This is a genomic window from Hydrogenoanaerobacterium sp., assembly GCF_032017025.1.
GTDB lineage: Bacteria > Bacillota > Clostridia > Oscillospirales > Ruminococcaceae > Hydrogenoanaerobacterium.
Genome location: NZ_DALZQO010000010.1, coordinates 9,395 through 28,200, shown reverse-complemented (window position 1 = coordinate 28,200; position 18,806 = coordinate 9,395). Strand labels below are relative to the sequence as shown.

Annotated in this window: 17 protein-coding genes; 2 read left to right on the top strand and 15 right to left on the bottom strand. The window is 48.7% G+C overall.

Annotated elements, in window-relative coordinates; translation table 11 throughout:
- Positions 1-136: 136 nt before the first annotated feature.
- The 3 genes from RTV33_RS07710 to RTV33_RS07700 form a co-directional block, all read right to left on the bottom strand.
- Positions 137-1,378 (bottom strand): glycosyltransferase, encoded by a 1,242-nt coding sequence (locus tag RTV33_RS07710; RefSeq protein WP_312643146.1) that lies wholly within the window; start codon positions 1,376-1,378, stop codon positions 137-139.
- Positions 1,379-1,457: 79 nt separating this feature from the next.
- The gene (locus tag RTV33_RS07705) at positions 1,458-2,795 is read right to left on the bottom strand and encodes an ATP-binding protein (protein WP_312643278.1); all 1,338 of its coding nucleotides are present in this window, start codon (positions 2,793-2,795) and stop codon (positions 1,458-1,460) included.
- A gap of 61 nt (positions 2,796-2,856) precedes the next feature.
- A complete protein-coding gene (locus RTV33_RS07700) occupies positions 2,857-3,555 on the bottom strand; it encodes a response regulator transcription factor (protein WP_312643144.1) in 699 nt (232 codons plus the stop codon).
- Between the two features lie 815 nt (positions 3,556-4,370).
- On the opposite strand from RTV33_RS07700, the gene RTV33_RS07695 reads away from it, so the two are divergent.
- The gene (locus RTV33_RS07695) at positions 4,371-5,123 is read left to right on the top strand and encodes a heparan-alpha-glucosaminide N-acetyltransferase (RefSeq protein WP_312643143.1); all 753 of its coding nucleotides are present in this window, start codon (positions 4,371-4,373) and stop codon (positions 5,121-5,123) included.
- A 147-nt stretch (positions 5,124-5,270) separates the two neighbouring features.
- A complete protein-coding gene (locus tag RTV33_RS07690; protein ID WP_312643141.1) occupies positions 5,271-6,095 on the top strand; it encodes an undecaprenyl-diphosphate phosphatase in 825 nt (274 codons plus the stop codon).
- A gap of 87 nt (positions 6,096-6,182) precedes the next feature.
- Here the strand turns inward: RTV33_RS07690 and RTV33_RS07685 are convergent, their stop codons facing one another.
- From RTV33_RS07685 to RTV33_RS07630, 12 genes are all read right to left on the bottom strand, one after another.
- A complete protein-coding gene (locus RTV33_RS07685) occupies positions 6,183-6,962 on the bottom strand; it encodes a hypothetical protein (protein WP_312643139.1) in 780 nt (259 codons plus the stop codon).
- Entirely contained in the window at positions 6,934-7,437 is a 504-nt protein-coding gene (locus tag RTV33_RS07680) for a sigma-70 family RNA polymerase sigma factor (protein ID WP_312643138.1), read from the bottom strand. Before RTV33_RS07680 ends, RTV33_RS07685 begins: the two co-directional genes overlap by 29 nt.
- 12 nt (positions 7,438-7,449) lie before the next feature.
- Entirely contained in the window at positions 7,450-7,800 is a 351-nt protein-coding gene (locus RTV33_RS07675; protein WP_312643136.1) for a hypothetical protein, read from the bottom strand.
- Positions 7,801-7,922: 122 nt separating this feature from the next.
- Positions 7,923-10,037 carry a heavy metal translocating P-type ATPase gene (locus tag RTV33_RS07670; RefSeq protein WP_312643134.1) on the bottom strand — a complete coding sequence of 705 codons (2,115 nt, stop codon included), beginning with the start codon at positions 10,035-10,037 and terminating at the stop codon, positions 7,923-7,925.
- A gap of 66 nt (positions 10,038-10,103) precedes the next feature.
- Positions 10,104-10,463 (bottom strand): metalloregulator ArsR/SmtB family transcription factor, encoded by a 360-nt coding sequence (locus tag RTV33_RS07665; RefSeq protein ID WP_312643132.1) that lies wholly within the window; start codon positions 10,461-10,463, stop codon positions 10,104-10,106.
- A gap of 164 nt (positions 10,464-10,627) precedes the next feature.
- Positions 10,628-10,870, bottom strand: a complete 243-nt coding sequence (locus RTV33_RS07660; RefSeq protein ID WP_312643130.1) for a hypothetical protein — start codon at positions 10,868-10,870, stop codon at positions 10,628-10,630.
- Between the two features lie 135 nt (positions 10,871-11,005).
- Positions 11,006-11,338, bottom strand: coding sequence for a helix-turn-helix transcriptional regulator (locus RTV33_RS07655; protein WP_312643129.1), 333 nt, complete (start codon positions 11,336-11,338; stop codon positions 11,006-11,008).
- Between the two features lie 252 nt (positions 11,339-11,590).
- Positions 11,591-11,857 (bottom strand): helix-turn-helix domain-containing protein, encoded by a 267-nt coding sequence (locus RTV33_RS07650; protein WP_312643127.1) that lies wholly within the window; start codon positions 11,855-11,857, stop codon positions 11,591-11,593.
- A gap of 11 nt (positions 11,858-11,868) precedes the next feature.
- Positions 11,869-13,683 (bottom strand): type IV secretory system conjugative DNA transfer family protein, encoded by a 1,815-nt coding sequence (locus RTV33_RS07645; protein ID WP_312643125.1) that lies wholly within the window; start codon positions 13,681-13,683, stop codon positions 11,869-11,871.
- A 66-nt stretch (positions 13,684-13,749) separates the two neighbouring features.
- Entirely contained in the window at positions 13,750-15,168 is a 1,419-nt protein-coding gene (locus tag RTV33_RS07640; RefSeq protein WP_312643123.1) for a DUF3991 and toprim domain-containing protein, read from the bottom strand.
- A 147-nt stretch (positions 15,169-15,315) separates the two neighbouring features.
- A complete protein-coding gene (mobP3, locus tag RTV33_RS07635) occupies positions 15,316-18,192 on the bottom strand; it encodes a MobP3 family relaxase (RefSeq protein WP_312643120.1) in 2,877 nt (958 codons plus the stop codon).
- Positions 18,192-18,608 (bottom strand): hypothetical protein, encoded by a 417-nt coding sequence (locus RTV33_RS07630; RefSeq protein WP_089608638.1) that lies wholly within the window; start codon positions 18,606-18,608, stop codon positions 18,192-18,194. The genes mobP3 and RTV33_RS07630 overlap by 1 nt, the downstream gene beginning before the upstream one ends.
- Positions 18,609-18,806: the final 198 nt, after the last annotated feature.

The following is an 18,806-nucleotide window of genomic DNA, read 5'->3' as shown; positions in this document are numbered from 1 at the left end:
CCGTAAACTGACAGCATTACCGCTTTGAATTATATGGTAAAAATATGGTGACATTATGGCGTTAAAAAAGACTGCCCGGAAGATTTCCGGGCAGTCTTAGACTTCTATCCCAAGGAGGCATATGGTGCCGAAGCAATTATCCAAGGCTGTTTTCAATAATGCTTACTGCATTGTCCACACCTTGTTCTTTCCTTAATTGTGTTCCCACTTGAATTGCTTTTTCTTTCATTACAGGGTTGCTGGCAACCTCAATGATTGCTTTAGTAAAATTTTTGACCGTTAAGCGTTTGCACCAGATAGGCTTGGTGCCGATTCCCAGCTGGTATATACGGTCTCCCCAATATGGCTGATCGCCGCCAAAGGGAATGATAATACTGGGAACACCGGCGCGAACGCCGGCAGCCGTCGTGCCGGCTCCTCCGTGGTGAGACACAGCCAGCATCTGGGGAAACAGCCATTCATGCGGTACATTTTCAATTTGCATGACAGTATCCGGCAATTCCATCCCATTCAGGCTGCGCCAGCCAGCGGACAAAAGCGCACGCTGGCCTGTCAGCCTCACACTCTCCAACACCACCCGCAGGATTCTGTCAAAATCCCCGCCAACAGTGCTGCCAAATCCAATATAGAGCGGCTTCGGGCCTGTATTTAAAAAGCGGACCAGCCTCTCGTCGGGCTTCCAATCTGCCTTCGTTTCTTGTATCCAGAAGCCTGTAAGGTACTGATGCGCCCCATATTCTTTTGGCTTGGGTGCAAGAAAAGAGCTGTAGGCATATAAGGTGGGGATGGGCTTGCCCTTCATTGTGCGATAGGGAAACTCAAGGGGCTTTATCCGTCTCAGTCCCATGCTCACACGCCAGTTATTGAGCAAGCTCCGTGTTGTATGGGACCATAAAATATCCCCGCCCCGAAAGGTCATCTTATTATACCAGCCGCCAAGGGGCAGACGGGGGGCGGTCATTGCAGGGAACTCACCGGTTGGATCAAGCGGAGCGAAAAAGACCCGAAAGCAGAGAATATTCAGCTTTTCAGCGACGTGATAGGCAACACTTCCCAGCGTGCTGTACAGAATCGCGTCGGCACCTATACAGGCCTTTTCAATGTCGGACAGAAATTCCCTTTCAATCGGGCGCAGCAAATCATGTAATCCCTTAAAGTACCCAATAAAGGATACCTGCTCACCAATTAGGCGAAGCATTACTTCCTTCGCATCCCCGGCCATGGGGGCATGCTCAACGCCCTCCTGTTCAATCGTTTCCTTAAAAACATCCATGGCGCATATGCGTATTCTATGACCTTTTTCCTGGAGCTTTCTGCTTAATGCGAGAAAGGGCTGAACGTCACCCCTGGAACCTATTGTAATAATTGTAATTTTCATAATTTCTCCTTAAAAGGCGGGAGTATAATCACTTCATGAAAGCCACCCATAAAAAGTGAATGACATTCGGTTGCCTTAACTATTTCACAAAGGGAAGCGAAATGGTGAAGACTGTACCTGATCCTATTTTGCTGTCCACAGATACAGTGCCCTCATGTGCTTCGATGATCGCTCGTGTAATAGAGAGGCCAATACCCACGCCGCCGCTTCTTTGGCTGCGGGATCTGTCGGAGCGATAAAAACGTTCAAAAACATGGGGAAGGTCCTCTGGCGAGATCCCAATGCCGTTATCACGCACCCGAAGAAGTGTGCGTTCTTCTTCAACCTCATACTCCATCGTGATGGTGCCGCCCTCCGGTGTATAGTTGAGTGCATTAAAAATCAGGTTCATCATGCACTGCTTAATGCGGTAGGTATCACCATATAGGGGTGCTTTGGCTGGAAGCTTGGTTACTATGCGTACACCTTTGGTCTTGGCCGCCACCTCAAAGTCGGAAAGAAGTGATTTGCACAAGTTGGAGAAATCAAAGCGATTCATTGAAAGGGATGGGTTGTTTTCCAGAACATTCAGTTCCTGCAGTTGGTCAACTACTTTCGTAAGTCGTATAATTTCCTGATGACAATTTTGGAGCCGCTCTGGAGTGGGGGAAAGCACCTGGTCAATCATAGCCTCCATATTCCCCTGAAGATTAAATAGGGGGGTTCTGAGCTCATGGGCGACGTCGGCAGTGATCTGTTTCTTCTGCTGCTCCTTGACAGCCAGCTCACGAGACATTTCATTAATGGCCCCTATTAGTTCGGTGGTTTCTCGCATGGTAGAGGAGCCGGATGCTTTTATTCCATAGTCCCCGTTGGCGATTTCCTTCGAGGCCCGGATGACACACGAAATGGGGGCGGATATCCGTTTTGCCATGACAACCCCGACGATTACGGCCAAACCCAGAAAAAAGATGCCCAAAATGATCAGGGTACGATTCAATGCCCCTATGAGCGACAGCTCACTGCTTTTTAGTGAGTACGGTCCATAATAGCCCACAGTAAGGTATCCAACCAGTTTCTCGCTATATTTTAGATCATATGTCTCTTCCCGATATCCCCCTTGAAAGTTAGGATAACGGCTATGCATATTAGTTTCCGCATGCTGTAGCAGTATGCGGCATTCCTGTGCCTTGTGCTGCCGAATATCCCAGTCTACTTCCTTGTTTAATGTCTCCACATGTACCATAATCCCATTTTGGAGCGCAGAGCCTGCGACAATCTGGACACCCTCTACATTGTATAAGCCGGAATTCTCTAAATACTGTTCATCTACTTGCTTTATAATTGCTTCAATCTGACTGTTTCTCTGATTGATGGCGTAATTCTCAAAAATCTTATCAACGGAAATATTGAAAAGCACGCTCAGACAAACGACCACCAAAAAGGCGATAACCGCATATGAAATGATTAACTTGCTTTTTAACGTACCCATAGCACTCTCACTCAATCCCCTGAAATCTATACCCGATACCGTATACCGTGACGATATACTCAGGGTTTTTCCGATCTGTCTCTATTTTAGCACGCAGCCCCTTGATGTAGGTGTCAATGCTTCGGTCGAATCCATCAAACTCGTCCTCCAATGCATAGCAGATTAGCTGGTCTCTGGTAAAGATTCGATTCGGAGCCTTAGCCATCGTACTGAGAAGCTTGTACTGCGTCGGGGTCAGGCTGACTGGTTCCCCATCCTTTTTGACAAGGCAGCTCTGAAAGTCAATGGTGAGCCGTCCATTGTTGTAGGAAACCGGAAGACTGGCCAGTTCATCGCATTCAAAACGGCGAAGCACCGCCCCAACCTTGGCCACAACAATTCTTGGGCTGAACGGCTTTAACAAATAGTCGTCTGCTCCCACCTGCAGCCCTTCCAGAATTTCCGATTCCTGTACCTTTGCTGTCAGCATAATAATAGGGGTTCGTGCCGTGCTCCGTATGATCCGGCAGACTTCTTCTCCGGTAATATCAGGAAGCATCAAGTCTAAAATTACAAGCGCAATGGTGTTGCTCCTGTATATCTCCAGAGCCACCTTTCCTGTATGCGCGATAAAAACATTGTATCCGCCTTTTTCGAGATACGCCTGTAAAAACTCAGTTACCATGACTTCGTCGTCAACAACAAGGATATTCTGTCCCTTTTTCATATAGCCTCCTTATATAAATAATCGAAAAGCCAGGAGACACACTCCAGGCTTTCATTTGTCGATTGCACCTTGCTAACTTTTATAACTTGAACACAACTAGCGTACCCATGGTCGCTGCCATCAAAGCGGTACCTATAAGGGAAGCCGCTCTGCATTTATTAACTGACTTACCATCATCCATTATACCTGTTATGAGCATTTCCGGTTCGGTAGCGTGAAAGATGCTAAGGCCAACGCAGTTTTGTATGTTTCAGTTTTATTATAAATCATTTTGACCCATTATATCAAGCTGATTACATCCATCCTGCCAACGCCGCTGTTACTACAAGCGCTACAATACCGAAACCCGCGAAAATGGCCGTCATAATAGCAGGCGTTGACTATCATACTATCGTCACATTCCTATTGTAAACTTATTAAATTAGTTTTTATGTAAAAATCGTACCCGTTTCATTGCAGGTACTCTTTTGGATGTATTAAATCAGCAGGAAAAATATGCATAGGCTGATAATAAGCAAACAGATTCCCATGGTTGTGTTGATTATTTAGCGGTACGGGCGTATCTGGAGCAACTGACTGTTTAAACGATGCTCAATAGCTCTCCTTTCGCTGCTGGCAAGCCCTATGCGGGACATTGGCGAATGCACATGGGGAGACAGACGTTACAATCCTTGCCACAAGTGCCAAGAGAGGATCAATTACAAATCCATTCTGTATCGACGCGGAAAGTGAGTTCAGCCAATTATGAACCATAGAGTCAGTTCCTTTACAGTAGCAGAATTCAAAACTTACATAAGTTTTATGCGAGGTGAATAATGAAAAGTGACAGAATCATTTTAATAGATGAGCTTCGCGGAATTGCCATCATCGGTATGGTCATCTATCACTTTCTGTATACACTGTCCAACCTTTTCAGCGTTAATTTGGGCGAAAACATACTGCGCATGATGCACCTAATTCAGCCGCCATTGGCAGGCACTTTTATCTTAATAGCTGGGTTTACCTGTAGGTATTCACAAGCTAATGTCAAACGGGGATTCCGAACGATGCTGTGCGGCGGGCTAATTACTCTATTTACTACCATTCTGGTACCCTCTCAGGCCATCTACTTTGGTATTCTCCATTTTCTCGGCATCTCAATGCTACTCTACGAATGGATTCATAAATGGGTGGACAGAGCCAATCAATACCTGTTGATGTCGATGTTAGCGGTGGTGTTTTTCGCCACGTTCAACTTACAGAAAGGCGTTCTGAGTGTCCCTATTTGGGGGAGTATCCCTCTGCCGTATGCACTGTACCGATTTGTTTGGCTAGCTCCTATAGGGCTTCCACCTCGATCATTTACATCAGCAGACTATTTTCCCCTTCTTCCCTGGTTCTCCCTCTTTCTTTTTGGCACACTGATCGGAGCACAAGTGAGGGAGAAAGGCGCACCGGCTATTTTTTACAAGAGACGTAGTCGGATACTCGCAGGAATCGGAGGGAAATCGCTTGTCATTTATTTGCTCCATCAACCGTTCATCTATATTTTTCTATGGAGCATATCTTTATTCGCACAGCTTGGCTGACATCATCGCGGGAGGTTGCCGTTACGCTATATTAGTTTGACTAAAATAGAATTGTGTTGCATTTTCAGGAGCGCTGCGGAGCTTAACTTATCTTTTAGCTTTCTTTGTACATTATTGAATCTTTAAAGAGAGGATAACCTTTGTTTTATGGATTTTCCAGAATTACTAAAAGTCATTTTTCTGGGTGTCGTCGAGGGGATTACCGAGTGGCTTCCCATTAGCAGTACAGGGCATATGTTGCTCATTGACGCGTTTGTTCCACTTAATATGAGCGAGTCATTCAAAGAGATGTTTATGGTTGTTATCCAGTTTGGCGCAATTATTGCTGTTGTCACTATGTTTTGGGATCGTGTGTTTCCGTTTCAATTTAAAAAGCGCCCTACTATTAAAAAAGAAGTTATTTCCTTATGGGGGAAAATCGTCGTGTCCTGTGTTCCAACAGGTATTCTTGGCATCCTGTTTGACGACTTCTTGGAACAGTATTTTGGAACAGCACAGACCATTGCCATTATGTTGATTGTATATGGACTTGCTTTTATTGTCGTTGAAACATGGAACAAAAAACGAACACCCGCAGTGAATAGCACTAAGGAAATAAGCTATAATACAGCGGTTTTCTTCGGGGTATTTCAGGCTCTGGCCATGATACCGGGAACCTCTCGTTCAGGGTCCACCATTATAGGAGCTCTCCTTATTGGCGTCTCACGAGCAACCGCAGCAGAATTTTCATTTTTCCTCGCCATTCCTACTATGCTGGGCGCAAGTGTATTCAAATTAATAAAATTCGGCTTCAGCTTCTCAACCGTCGAGTTACAGGCGCTTTTGATCGGCATGACGGTTGCTTTTGCTGTATCTCTGTTGGTGCTGAAGCTTATTATGAAATACATTCAAAAGCATGATTTTAAGATCTTTGGCTGGTATCGGATTATCCTTGGAATAGTGGTGTTGATCCTATTTAAAACCAAAGTATAGAGGCCAAAATATCCTTTTTGTTTCTTACAGTGAGAAACACTTCTGCATTCTCTGTTCTGTGTGATACAGTTAGATGCACCCTGCGTTCTAATGGTCTTTCGACTTATGATGGTCCTCCGTATCTTCCGGCTGCGCAGTTTCCGGTTCCGGTTGCTGTTTCTTGTCACCATGGTGCCCGCCTCCGTGATTTTCCGTCATCTGCCGGATTTCACCAATGCTGTGCTCGGCGCAGTCCTCCATGTTGGCGGTGGGATCAACTTCCTGCAACTCTAAAATGGCGAGGTACTTGGCAGGTGTAAGGGCGTTGCTGTAAGACTCAGCCTTCACATCGGCGGAAACGGAAAATACATCACGCTGGGCACTGACGTGGTGTGAGTCAAGACTGGCTGATACCGAGTCATCGACAGCGGACATCAGGCTCTTTTCACGGCTCTCATCCTTTGACTGTATGGAAACCGACACAAGCCCATCCTGTGTGAGGTATCCTTTTACAATCATGGCATCCAAAACCGCCTGTACCGCTTTCTCATAACTCATATAGCGGATATCCAACGTGGAGAGAACGAGGGCGCCATCATCATTATAGGGCTTTGCCTCCAGAATGCGCCCGAACCGGTTGACAGACAGCTCAATAGAGGGGTTAATGTCGATATCCACATATGCAGCTGCGGTAAAGTATTGGTGATAAGAAAAACCACCGATAACAAAAAACAGCAGAATGACGACAAAAGCAGAGGCAAGCTTAAACGGGGGCCTTTTTTTTACGTTCCCGCTTTGCATACGACTTTGAAGGGCCGTCATTGTCTTTTGTTTCAGTTCCTCCTCGGCGTGTATCTTATCAAATGCGCCGTGTATCTCTCTGCTCAACCAAATCACCTCCCAGCTGCTTGCGCAGTGTCTTTCTTGCCCGGTCCAGCCATGTGTAAATGGTGTTTTCCTTCTTGTTAAGCATCCGGGCAATTTCAACTGCGGAATATCCTTCATAGTAAAATAAGTAAATCACATCGCGGTATTTGTCCTCCAGGCGAAGGACAGTATCCAGAAGCTCTCTCTCGGGCGGATCAAAAACATAAGGCTCTGTATCCAGCTCATCAAGTGATATGACCTTTCTACGGAAAAAGCTCCTGCAGATATCCTTACAGGCATTGACGGTAACACAAATAAGCCATGCCTTTTCGTGGTCACAGCTTTCAAAGTCCGTTTCGTAGAGGATGTATTTCAGAAACACTTCCTGAAATACATCCTCTACGTCAGCATAATTTTTCAAATGTAGAAAACAGATGCGGCGAACCGTATCTGCATATTGTTCCAGAGCACGGTTCGCCTGAGCTTCATTCCGCATGGCCTCTCCTGTTTAGTGATGGCCTCCGCTTTTACCACCCTTGCTGCCATGGGATTCTCCCTTATGGCTACCGCTGTTGTGGTAGGTGTGTCCATCACCGCTTGAATGGGGCAGGCACTCCACGCCGTTATGGGTATGGCTGCCTGTTTTAGTACAGTTTTTTACGGTACAAATCTGATGGTAATCATGCCCGTCACCAGTATAATGTCCAGCATAGGTCGTTTTGTCATGAACATGACTGCCTGTCTGGCTGCAGTCCTGGACGCTGCAAAGTGCATAGCTGTCAGTAGCGGCAAAAGCCGATACGGGAAGCATGGTTGCAAGCATTGCGCAGAGTGCCAGAGAGGTGAAGAGTTTTTTCATAGATGGTGTCCTCCTTTTCATTTAAGAGCGTGTCATACGCTCCTACTAATAATACGAATGGAGGACACCAATCCTTTCACGCTTCTATAATATCTTTTACTTTTATGCTTTTCAGCAGATCTCTATTTTTTTCGGATAACCCGCATTGCGTTCAGGACAGCCAGCAAGGTCACGCCTACATCGGCAAATACAGCTTCCCACATGGATGCGACACCCATGGCACCAAGAATCAGAAAAATGCCTTTCACGCCAAGAGCGAGTATGATGTTCTGCCATACGATCCTCTTGGTGAACCTTGCAATGTCAATGGCATCCGCTAGCTTGGAGGGTTCATCAGTCATGAGGACAACGTCAGCTGCTTCGATGGCAGCATCAGAGCCAAGCCCGCCCATGGCGATACCAACGTCCGCTCTTGCCAGAACCGGGGCGTCGTTGATGCCGTCGCCCACGAAAGCCAGTTTGCTTTTCTTGCGTTTCTGCCCATCCAGCATTTCAACCTTTTCCACCTTGTTTTCCGGCAGAAGACCGCCATAAAACTCATCGAGTTTCAATTCTTTGGCAATAGCCTCCGCAATCTGCGGATTGTCGCCGGTAAGCATTACGGTCTTTTGCACGCCGCGCTCTTTCAGGGCGGCAATTGCATTCTGGCTATCTTCCTTGACTTCATCAGAGATAACGACACAGCCTGCGTACACATTGTCAACGGCTACATATACCTTAGTACCGATGTCTTCGGACTCATCAAAGGATACACCCTTTAGATTCATCAGGCGGTGATTACCGGCAAGAATGACCTTGCCGCCAGCGCTTACACTGATGCCGTGCCCGGATATTTCGTTGTAATCCGAAAGCTTTTCTTTGTCAACCGTTTTTCCGTACTCAGTCATAATGGAAAGCGCAATGGGATGGTTAGAAAACACTTCGGCGTTTGCAGCAGCTTCCAGAAGCTGCTCATTGGTAAATCCGTTTGCAGGGAGGAGCTTTGTTACCTTAAACACGCCCTTAGTCAGCGTTCCGGTCTTATCAAATACCACAACGTCCAAGTTGCCCAAAGCCTCCAGATAGTTGCTACCCTTTACAAGGACGCCGCGCTTGGATGCGCCGCCAATCCCGCCGAAAAAGCCAAGCGGAATGGAGACCACCAGCGCACAGGGGCAGGAAATAACGAGGAAGATCAGACCACGGTTGACCCACTCCGCCCACAGTCCGTTAAAGAACAACGGGGGAATTACAGCGATCAAAGCGGCTAGTGCAACAACGACCGGCGTATAGTAACGGGAGAAGGTCGTCATGAAGTTTTCTGTAGGCGCTTTGTTGCTGGAGGCATTCTCCACAAGGTCAATGATCTTAGCAACGGTGGATTGGCCGAAGGACTTTGTTACCTTAATGGTCAGTACGCCGTTCTGGTTGATACAGCCGGACAGAACCTCGTCGTCTACCTTAGCCTTGCGTGGAACCGACTCTCCAGTCAGTGCCTTGGTATCCAGCATGGCCTCACCCTCAATGACAACACCGTCAAGGGGAATCTTCTCACCTGGCTTTACAACAATAATATCGCCGATTTCAACGGTTTCAGGGGCGACCTTCTCAACCTGACCGTTCCTCTTCACGTTGGCAAAGTCAGGCCGGATATCCATCAGGTCGGTAATGGATTTCTTGGAGCGTCGTACCGCAAGCGCTTGGAAGTATTCACCGACCTGGAAGAACAGCATGACACCTACGGCTTCGGCTGCGTCGCCGATGATAAATGCTCCGATGGTGGCAATTGACATCAGAAAGTTCTCGTCAAAAATCTGTCCTCGGGTAATATTCTTGAGTGCCCGCAGAACAATTTCTCCGCCCAGAATAATGTAACCCACAATAAAGAGGCCAAGCAGGAAGTACTCGTTAACACTGAATCCATATTCCAGTACCATTCCGACTAAAAATGCGGCCGCTCCGACCAGAAGCATGATTAGCTGACGCTTTCCATCCCCTCCATGATCGTGGTCGTGGCCGTCATCCGCACTGTGTTTTTCTTTCTTCTCTGCCATCGTTACATTCGGTTCTACCTTGCTGATCGCCTTGCCTACCTGCTGCAGGGCGGCTTGCTTTTCATCCGGCACCTCCACTTTCAACGTGGAAGTCACAAAATTGACCGATGCATCCGATACACCATCCAGCTTCTTTACTACGGATTCAATTTTAGTAGCGCAGCTGGCGCAGTCCATCCCTTTCAAGGTGTATTCTTTTTTCATGTGCAATTCCTCCTTTCATTAGGTGAGCGATTCTCTTAACTTTTGAACTGGCCTCGTGCATCTCTGCTACTCACGAATGTGCTCGAAGCCTTTGTAAAAAATATCTTTTACGTGATCGTCTGCCAGTTGGTAATAGACTTCCCGTCCCCGTTTATCATATCGGACAAGATTGGTCAGTTTCAGTGATTTCATGTGGTGAGATATGGCGGATTTCGTCATGTCCAGTAGGACTGCGATATCGCCGGCGCACATCTCGTGGCGTGACAACGCCCATAGTATTTTGATGCGGGTGTCGTCCGAAAACATCTTATACAGATTGGCAAGGGCATTGAAGTCCCTGTTGTGCGGCATATCGGCCCGCACACTGCTGACCACATCCTCGTGTATGGCCTCGTGGTCACAGACCAGATTCGGTTGTTTTTCCATAATTCAATTCTCCAAACAATCAAGCAACTATTTAACTGTATTGAATTTATCATGCCTTTTAATATTTGTCAATAGTAGTTTTTCAAGTTCTTCCGATTCCATACCAAAAATAACCGATATAGGTTGAAGATGTGCATAATACTGCATAGGGCACCGATGATTTATCAAAAGTTTTTATTTTCAATACCCAACTGATTTCGGTATTCTAAATGCGCTCTCTCCAGCCGTTTCCATTCCTCATCCGCTGCCTGAAATTCTGACAGAGCCTCTTTCATCTGAGGTGAATCATAGGGGACTTTCTTCTCCACCAGCCTTCGCAGCTTATCTCTGCGTTTTTCCACTGTCAACCCGAGAGTGTAGAGCTTTCCCGCTTGCTTAACCAGTTTTGCCTTTTCTTTTGTTGTCATCGTGAGCTTCCTCCCTTAACGTATCTTATGATTTTTGTTTGTATCATTATAAGCTACAATCGAAGACGAAAGCAAGAACAACAAGACAAGAAAAAGAGCCCCTATGAAAAGAGGCTCTCATTTGTTTACTGTTTACTATTCCTTTGAGGTCGTATGCCTGATCATTACCTCAACCATTTCGCTGATCATTTCAATCTGTTCCGGCGTCATATGTTTAAACTGTTTGCCGAGCTGCTCCACACTGTCAGGTATCACGGGATGCTCCAGAAGATCTCCAAGCAGATAATCCGCCGAGGTTCCCAGCACATTGCATATCTTCAGGAAAAGAGAAAAGCTGGGCAGGCTGCCACCGCTTTCAATCCTGCGGATATGCACCGCATTTACCCCACACAGTTCCGATAGCTGTTCGGAGGTTAATCCCTTACTCTTTCTCAACTGATTGATTCTTTTTCCCAATGCCTGCCGCATTCTATTCTCACCTCTTTTTTGTAACATATAATTTCTGTTTGTATATTCATAGTTTACAAAAATAGCGTTCCCATAAATAGTGTTTACAATGTTACACAAAAACATTATGAGATACAATTTGTTCTTTTTCTGTGATAAATATTCTTAGGGTGAGAGGTTCTGGTGGGTTCACAGTGAACCGCACCTGGGTTCAGCGAAAAAACGGAACAACCCCTTGGTGGTAAATTCGTCTATTCACTCTACCGTGGCCTGCTATTTTTTCAAAATAAGACGGTTGGATGTGTTGCTTCCATTCTCCCGATAGCGTGATTCCTTTTCAATGAGCCCCGCCTTGACCAGATCATGGAGGGCGCGCTTGACTGTGCTGCGTGAGAGTTGTAGGTCGTAGGCAATGGTTTTTACTGCAGGCCAGCAGTCCGATCCTTTCCCAGCTCGGTCGCGGATATATATATAAACAGCCCTCGCCCGATGGGGAAGCTCATCGGGCGAGGCGGTATAAATGTGGTTGAAGAAACTCATGGAAACCTCCTTTACGTTTTGAGCGTACTACGGCGGCGCATGGTGTTTTCAGAGGGTTCTGATGCCGGGGTATGAAGGGTTCCTGATCCGACCGGCGGCTCCAAAATCTCCCCGGTTTCTTCATCCACCATCATGCAGGCTGTGTGCCTGCGGACAATATTTTCCTCCAGCGCCTGCTTATCAGCATACACCACTTTTCGGTTTGCCTTTTCCTCCACGGTATAAGGCTCCCCGAAACGAATCCCCCAATCAAGAAACAGTCGCAGCTTTGTCCTCATGGGATGTGTGCCGGTTTTCATTACGACAAAGCTCCCCTTGGGAATGGACTTGAGTTCATCGGCCGTCATGAGTGGACGTTCCATCATCTGCAAGGACTGGCTGGGGTCATTTTTGCCTCTGCTGACACTGCCGCTCATGACGGTGCGGCTGCCCAGCGCCTTGCTCAATACCTCGGCTGTTTGGCTGTTAGGGGCAAAGCCACCGAAGATGGTGTCTTGGCAGTTGTCCTGTACGATTTCACTGCCTTCTCTGCCGTAGTTCTTTTCGAGCTGTGCAAGACTCTGGATGATCGGCACCAAAGTTAACCGGCGAGAGCGCCCCGCCGAAAACAAGGGTAGGATATCAAACGGCGGCATGGTTCCCAACTCATCGCAAAAAAGAACCACACGGTTTTTTAGCTTGCCGCCGTTCTCATCGGCTACGGAAAACAGTTCACGGGACAGGTTTTGAATCATGAGTCCGGCCATGAAGTTCTTTGTCTGATCTTCCTCCGGGAGAATTAAAAAAATGGCTGACTTTTCGTTTGCAAAGGTTTCTGCATCAATGGTACTGTCAAAGCACAGCACCTGTTCCAGCTCGGAATCTAAAAAAGCATTCAGGCGCGACAGTACCGTGGACATAACGGAGGCCATCGCCTGCTCCGCACTGTTCAACGCTGCTCCGGCAAACCAACGGGCCTTATGATCTCCGGGAAGCTTATTCATCAAAAGCTGAAACTGACTTTTCCCTTTTACTTTGGAGGGTTCCAATAAATCCTGTACCAACTTGAATACCGAAATGATGTGCCGCTGCTCCTGGGGGTTTTCATCTGTGGGCGGTAAATACTCAGCCAGCAAAAGGACGACCGATGTCAACAACCCCTCGGCTGCATCGTAAAAGAAAGCGTTCTGTCCATAGCTGGACGCATCCCCTTCTGGGTTGACAATGGTTTTAGCCAAGATTTTGGCGTACTTTTCCGCCTTGGCTCTGGCGGCCAGATTATTGGGTTCCCTGCGGCAGATATCCATATAACGGTTGATAAGGGTGAGCAGATTATTTCCATTTGAGCGGCTTGGGTTTCGCAGGTCTATGACTGACACATTGTAACCATAGTAATTTTGAGCAATGCTTCCATAGTTTCGGGCGAGGTCACCCTTGGTGTCCAATGCCAGAAAACTCATCCCACTGGCGCAGGCGTATTCCATATTTGGGTATAAAAAGAACGCTGTTTTTCCTACGCCGGATGCGCCAATCATCAAAATGTGAACATCGTCGGTATCCACCAATGCGGTGACAGCATTTTTCTCGCCCTTGCTTCCGAGTATAACTCCCTGCTCAGTGGGGAGGCTTTCGCCCCGCCTCCAAAGCTCCGGTTGAAATGGAATGTGTTTATAGGTGTTCTTTACTTCCTGCTTTGATGCGAACCGTGCCGTGCCGTGCTGCCCGTCGCCTACTGTGCGGGATTTGATGCCATTTAAAGTATAATAATGCGCCAGCAGAGACAAGCCACCGATGACGGCGAACATTATGGCTGCGGCGCCAATCAGGATGTAAACTTGAGATTGCATAGAGATCCTCCTTATTCTTCTGACGACTTGAAATGTCAGAAGCGGAGGTGATGCTATTGTCGAGCATTACATGGACATCTTCATTTCCTGATTCTGCTCCATCTTTTGCCGGTGTTTCTCCAGCAGGATGGTTCCCTTGAGACCGTGGGCGGCAATGTGTTCATAGCACTCTGCCAGCTTTTCCTTTTCGACGGCGGACACCACATGCTCATAGCCCCGCAGGGACATGATGTCGGACTCCAGTAAATCCAGCCGGGTTTTCAGATGCCCGCGGTTTTCATAGGTTCTGAACCCATTGCGGAGCCTTGCCTGCACAGCGGAGAGATCCCGGCTGTGAGCCATCTGCCGGTACTCCCTCACGGCACCAGCCATAGAGTGGAGGCACATCTCCCGCAGACAATCATCCGCCTCGGAAAAGCGTCCCCAATGCAGATGGGAACGGGTTTTTATGAGCAGGGCGGACAGGGTATCCGCAGAGCAGCCGGATTTCGCAGGCAATCCCGATTCCATAAGCTGCCGGCAGATATCATCCCGAAGAATATGCTGGGGATGTTCCTCAGCGGGAATGGCCGTCAATCCGTGTTTGGCCTTGATATCCTCATTCCAGTCCTTGTGCATGGAAAGCTCCCGCTTACATGAAATCTCTTTTGCCAACAGCAGGTCCTGGTATTTCTCCGACGCTTCGATTCCAGCCTCATCATGGTCCAGGCACAGAACCACATGGTTTAGGTTTGGATACAACTCCAGCATCTTCATCATGGCGTATTCTGATACACCGCAGAGAGCCACATAGCTGTGCTTCTTCCAGTCCTGGGGATGCAGGGTGATATAAGACAGCAGGTCGATGGGTGCTTCGAATACATAGAGGCGGTTGCTTGTGCCGATATGGTGGAAACTGTAGTTTGGATCGCAGCTATCCACGTTGCCTTTGAAGCCGGGTCCATCGGTATACAGTCCCCGCTTGTGGGCATGGCGGGGCACACCGTTTTCATCGAATCCTACAAATACGGCGTTATGGTATTCCTTCGTGCCGTCCTTGGACTTTTCGCAGCTCTCGTACAGGAGCTTTACTCTGGCAAAGTAACTGACCACTTCACGGTCGATAAGCCGGGTTTTTGTAAGGTAGGCATAGACACGGCGCATATCGCTGTGGGGAGCCGGAAGAGCGAAGGGCTTTTTCGACTCCTGCTTCTTTTGTGAGGTGGGCCGATAGACCTCCCCCTGCTCACCACCCAGCAGCATGGTCACCGCTTCGGGAAAAGTGAGACCGTAAAAGTTTCGCACAAAGTCAATGGAATACCCGCCGCTCTCCGCGGAATGATCGTACCACTCGTTTCCCCGGACGGTGATGCTGCGGTCGGACGCCAACCTTTTATCCCGGCCGCTGGGAATCAGCTTCTCACCGCGCCGCTGGAGGAAGTCCACAAGATCCACATTGTTGGCACGGTACTTCTGCTCATCTGTAAAATGCACATAGACACCCATAGATGCACCTCCTACCTGTGGCGATTGCCGATTCTATGAAAAAAAGCCGCCCTTTTTACAGGACGGCAATGGTTCTGGAGCAATTTCCCCTTGATGGGCTGCTGCTTGATTTTATTTTTCGGTTTCTTCACAGTTATCCTCCAATCGTTATAGCGACATAGTCTGTTCGTGATCCCCCTGGGCATGACCGGCCGCACGCTTTTTCTCGTTCAGCTTGAGACGCCGTTTTCGGTCAATGTGAGGACCGGGTGGCTTCAGCGGCGGCGTATTGTCAGAAAAAATACGGCTCATGTGATGCAGGAGCCGTGTCCCCGCCAGCAGGACGGAGGGGTCTTTGAAGCTGTCCATATGGTCGAGGAAAAACTGAGCGTAAATGTTGCCCTGCGCTGCCGAGAGGGTAAACCAGCGGACAGCGGCATCCTTGTCCCTTGGAACGTCCTTGCCCATCAGATACAGCTTGCCGAGGGTGTACTGCGCATATTGATTTCCCTGTTCAGCGGCGGCAGTCAGAAATTGCAGGGCTACCTGTATGTCCTTTGGCACATCCTCGCCCATGAGGTAAATCTTGCCGAGCCGGTACTGTGCAAACTGGTTTCCCTGACCGGCAGACCGTTTCAGGTACTCCATGGATTTCGGGATATCCTTGGGAACATCCTCTCCCTTGAAGTAGAGGATGCCGAGGGCGTATTCCGCAAACTGATTTTTTCTGTCCGCGGCAAAGGTCAGCCATCGGATGGCGGACTCCACATCCTTCAGTACGCCCGTACCGCCAAGATACAGTTTGCCGAGCCGGTATGCGGCGAAGTCATTGTCTTGTTCTGCCGACAGGGTATAGAGCCGTATCGCCTCGGCGGTATTTTGCGGAACGTGCTGCCCCTTTTCATAGAGCTTTCCAAGAAAATATGCGGCATAGGGATTCTCTGCCTCCACCGCTTTTCTGAGATAGCCAAGGGCCTTTTCTACCTCTTGCTGCGGCGCATTTTCATCGGAGAGGATGAGCTTGGCAAGCTGGTAGCAGGCAAAGGGATTTCCAACAGATGCCGCCTTTTCAAAGTATTCCTTTGCCCTGGCTTCATTCTTGTCAGTACCAACACCATTCAGAAGCATCCAGCCAAGACGGTACTGGAGCTTATCATCATGGCCCTTTTCCTCCAGAGAAACAAAGCCGAGAAAGGCTTCTCGAAAGCGGCGGTCAGCGTCCTGCTGATTTTTTTTACAGCCTATTCCATCCCGCAGCATTTTACCCAACTCAAAGCTGGCATAGGGAAAGCTCTGATCCGCCGAGCGGGTATAGAGGGCAAAGGCAGTTTCATGATCCTGTTCCACGCCCTTACCGTGGTAATACAAACCGCCAAGGGAATACTGAGCATACTTATACTTTGCATTCGCGGAGAGGGTGAGCCAATCTGCCGCCTGCAGATAGTCCTGCTCCGTGCCAAGCCCAGCGGCATACATTTTGCCGATTCGGTACTCAGTATACTTCCACGGCTTTTCTTCCTCGGCGGCATGGAAAACGGCGAGGGCTTTTTCATACCATTGGTACGCTTCTCCGGCATCCGCTTCGCAGCCAAGGCCATCGGCAGCCATTCGGCCAAGGTCATATAGAGCAAGCGGATTATCCGCCCCCGCTTCCGTGAGGAAGATTTCACGGGCCTTTTCAAAGTCCTGCGGGATTCCGGCATCCTCATCGCCGTACAGGTATTTCTTCGCCAGCGTGTAGTCCTCCGTCCACCATGAGTCAGAGGATTCCTTGCCGTCAGAGTTTTTTTCCCTTGTGGACCGACCCTCATCATCTGCCGACTCCTGATCTTCTTCATCCTCCGAGTCGGCGGAGGGTATCTCCAGATCATTCTCCGGCTCCGGAAGAGCGGTTTCCACCGATGCCGGTTCCTCGAAGGTAATGGTCCCAAGGAGCAAGGTTTCCTGAATGACCATGTTACGGATGGACTTGAGATCATCACAGCGGGAAAGAGGCGGTGGCTCGGATGGCGTTTCGGTATAGATGGATTCGATCCTGCCCCTGGTTTCCCACCACAGGCGATAGGCTTCCGCGACACGACTATCCTGCGCCAGCTCATCCACGATTTTGTCCACAATATTTTTTAGTTCTGCCTTGAGGTATCCATACTGTTTTTTGCCGCCGACTGTTTGCAGACGCTCAGCAAGGTGTGTGATGAGCTGCTCCATGCGGTCACTCTGTAGAATGCCGCCTTTCATCTGACGGATCAACTCCCGCATGGACTCTGCAGCCCGTTCCTTCAGGTCATCCCGCCGCTGGGACTTTTCCCCGTAGAGCGGAATGAGCTCCTGCCGAAAAATATCATTTGCCAGTGAGGACTTCATCTTCTTGATGCCCTGCTTGGTGAGGTATCCTTCTTTGGGGTCGGTGCTGTAGCAGAGCATGTGGACATGGGGATGGTGGCTTTCATTATGAAAGGCAGCGTACCATTTCAGATGGTACGGATGGATTTTCAGATTCTCCGCAATCTCCAATGCCTTAGAGGAAAGCAGGGCCTTCCATGCAAGCGCATTATCATACCCCAGCCGGGAGGCATCCTCACGCCGGAGAGAAATAATCGGCATCCACACATTTCCGGTGTATGCGGACAGCTCATCCGCAACTTGATTTAAAACCAGCGGATCATCGCCGCTTGTGAACAAACCGTGGCTATCAAACTTTTCAACACGGGGACGGTTGGCGATATAGTCCAGGTATTTTTCCCGGTCACCGATTTTATCCAGATGCTGTTCCAATGCGATGGTGATAAACTCCGAGGCGTTTTCCCGGTTCGGGTATGCGAGGTAATCCTCATACTCGAACAACTCCTTGGTATCGGGAAACTCCCGGAGGATTTCCTTGACGAGAGCCTGCTGTTTTTTCGTAGCGTGCCAAAGCTCACGGCCATTCTTTATTTTATCCACACCATCACGGGTGGCAATATACTTGACGAGGTTATTCAGATGGGCGGCAGTTTTTTCGCTGCCTCCCTTGAGGTAACCGTTTTTTATAACGATGCGGGCCATTATTCTTCATCATCCTGGCTGCTCTGGAAGTCCACCGCATCATCCAGACGGATTTTGCCCCTGGTCTTTTTCACTTCGGCAACGCATCGGCCGCGAAGCCGGTGCAATTCATCATCTGTGATATTGAGCGTGGTTGCCAGCAGATGCATCATCATGCTGATCTCCACCGACAGACGAAAGAGGTTAGCTGCCACCCGGTTTTCGGTTTTCTGCAAGGTTCCCTCAACAGATGAGAGCAGGGCTTTGGAAAGGTAGGAGGTGATGTCCTCCGATCCAAGGTAACCCATGTAAAAGCCGAGTGCTTTCTCTATGAATTCGCTGCGGCTCTTGCAGTTGTCTTTTTCCAGCCAGCCGTCCATCCGGTCCATCGTTTCGGGATACATCCAGACAGCGGTTCTTTCCTTGTTATTTTTCATCGGCAAATCCTCCTTAAGTGTGACGTCTACCCCGAAGGTGACGGTTAGAAAGCCTGTGGTTCTCTGCATTTTTTCTATTTTCGACCACCCCGGCTGTGACAAACCCTCAATCCGACCACCTCATGGGGAAGCGCGAAAAACGCCCAGCACTGCTGGGCGAAGTGAGCGGCGGGCGGTCGCTTGCGACCACCCGCCTTT

Coding starts and splice junctions, on each gene's coding strand:
- RTV33_RS07665 (WP_312643132.1), bottom strand. CDS start 10,463: ATGGAAAAACAACCGAATCTGGTCTGTGACCACGAGGCCATACACGAG.
- mobP3 (WP_312643120.1), bottom strand. CDS start 18,192: ATGGCCCGCATCGTTATAAAAAACGGTTACCTCAAGGGAGGCAGCGAA.
- RTV33_RS07645 (WP_312643125.1), bottom strand. CDS start 13,683: ATGCAATCTCAAGTTTACATCCTGATTGGCGCCGCAGCCATAATGTTC.
- RTV33_RS07660 (WP_312643130.1), bottom strand. CDS start 10,870: ATGACAACAAAAGAAAAGGCAAAACTGGTTAAGCAAGCGGGAAAGCTC.
- RTV33_RS07695 (WP_312643143.1), top strand. CDS start 4,371: ATGAAAAGTGACAGAATCATTTTAATAGATGAGCTTCGCGGAATTGCC.
- RTV33_RS07655 (WP_312643129.1), bottom strand. CDS start 11,338: ATGCGGCAGGCATTGGGAAAAAGAATCAATCAGTTGAGAAAGAGTAAG.
- RTV33_RS07710 (WP_312643146.1), bottom strand. CDS start 1,378: ATGAAAATTACAATTATTACAATAGGTTCCAGGGGTGACGTTCAGCCC.
- RTV33_RS07690 (WP_312643141.1), top strand. CDS start 5,271: ATGGATTTTCCAGAATTACTAAAAGTCATTTTTCTGGGTGTCGTCGAG.
- RTV33_RS07700 (WP_312643144.1), bottom strand. CDS start 3,555: ATGAAAAAGGGACAGAATATCCTTGTTGTTGACGACGAAGTCATGGTA.
- RTV33_RS07680 (WP_312643138.1), bottom strand. CDS start 7,437: ATGCGGAATGAAGCTCAGGCGAACCGTGCTCTGGAACAATATGCAGAT.
- RTV33_RS07670 (WP_312643134.1), bottom strand. CDS start 10,037: ATGAAAAAAGAATACACCTTGAAAGGGATGGACTGCGCCAGCTGCGCT.
- RTV33_RS07675 (WP_312643136.1), bottom strand. CDS start 7,800: ATGAAAAAACTCTTCACCTCTCTGGCACTCTGCGCAATGCTTGCAACC.
- RTV33_RS07650 (WP_312643127.1), bottom strand. CDS start 11,857: ATGAGTTTCTTCAACCACATTTATACCGCCTCGCCCGATGAGCTTCCC.
- RTV33_RS07640 (WP_312643123.1), bottom strand. CDS start 15,168: ATGGGTGTCTATGTGCATTTTACAGATGAGCAGAAGTACCGTGCCAAC.
- RTV33_RS07630 (WP_089608638.1), bottom strand. CDS start 18,608: ATGAAAAATAACAAGGAAAGAACCGCTGTCTGGATGTATCCCGAAACG.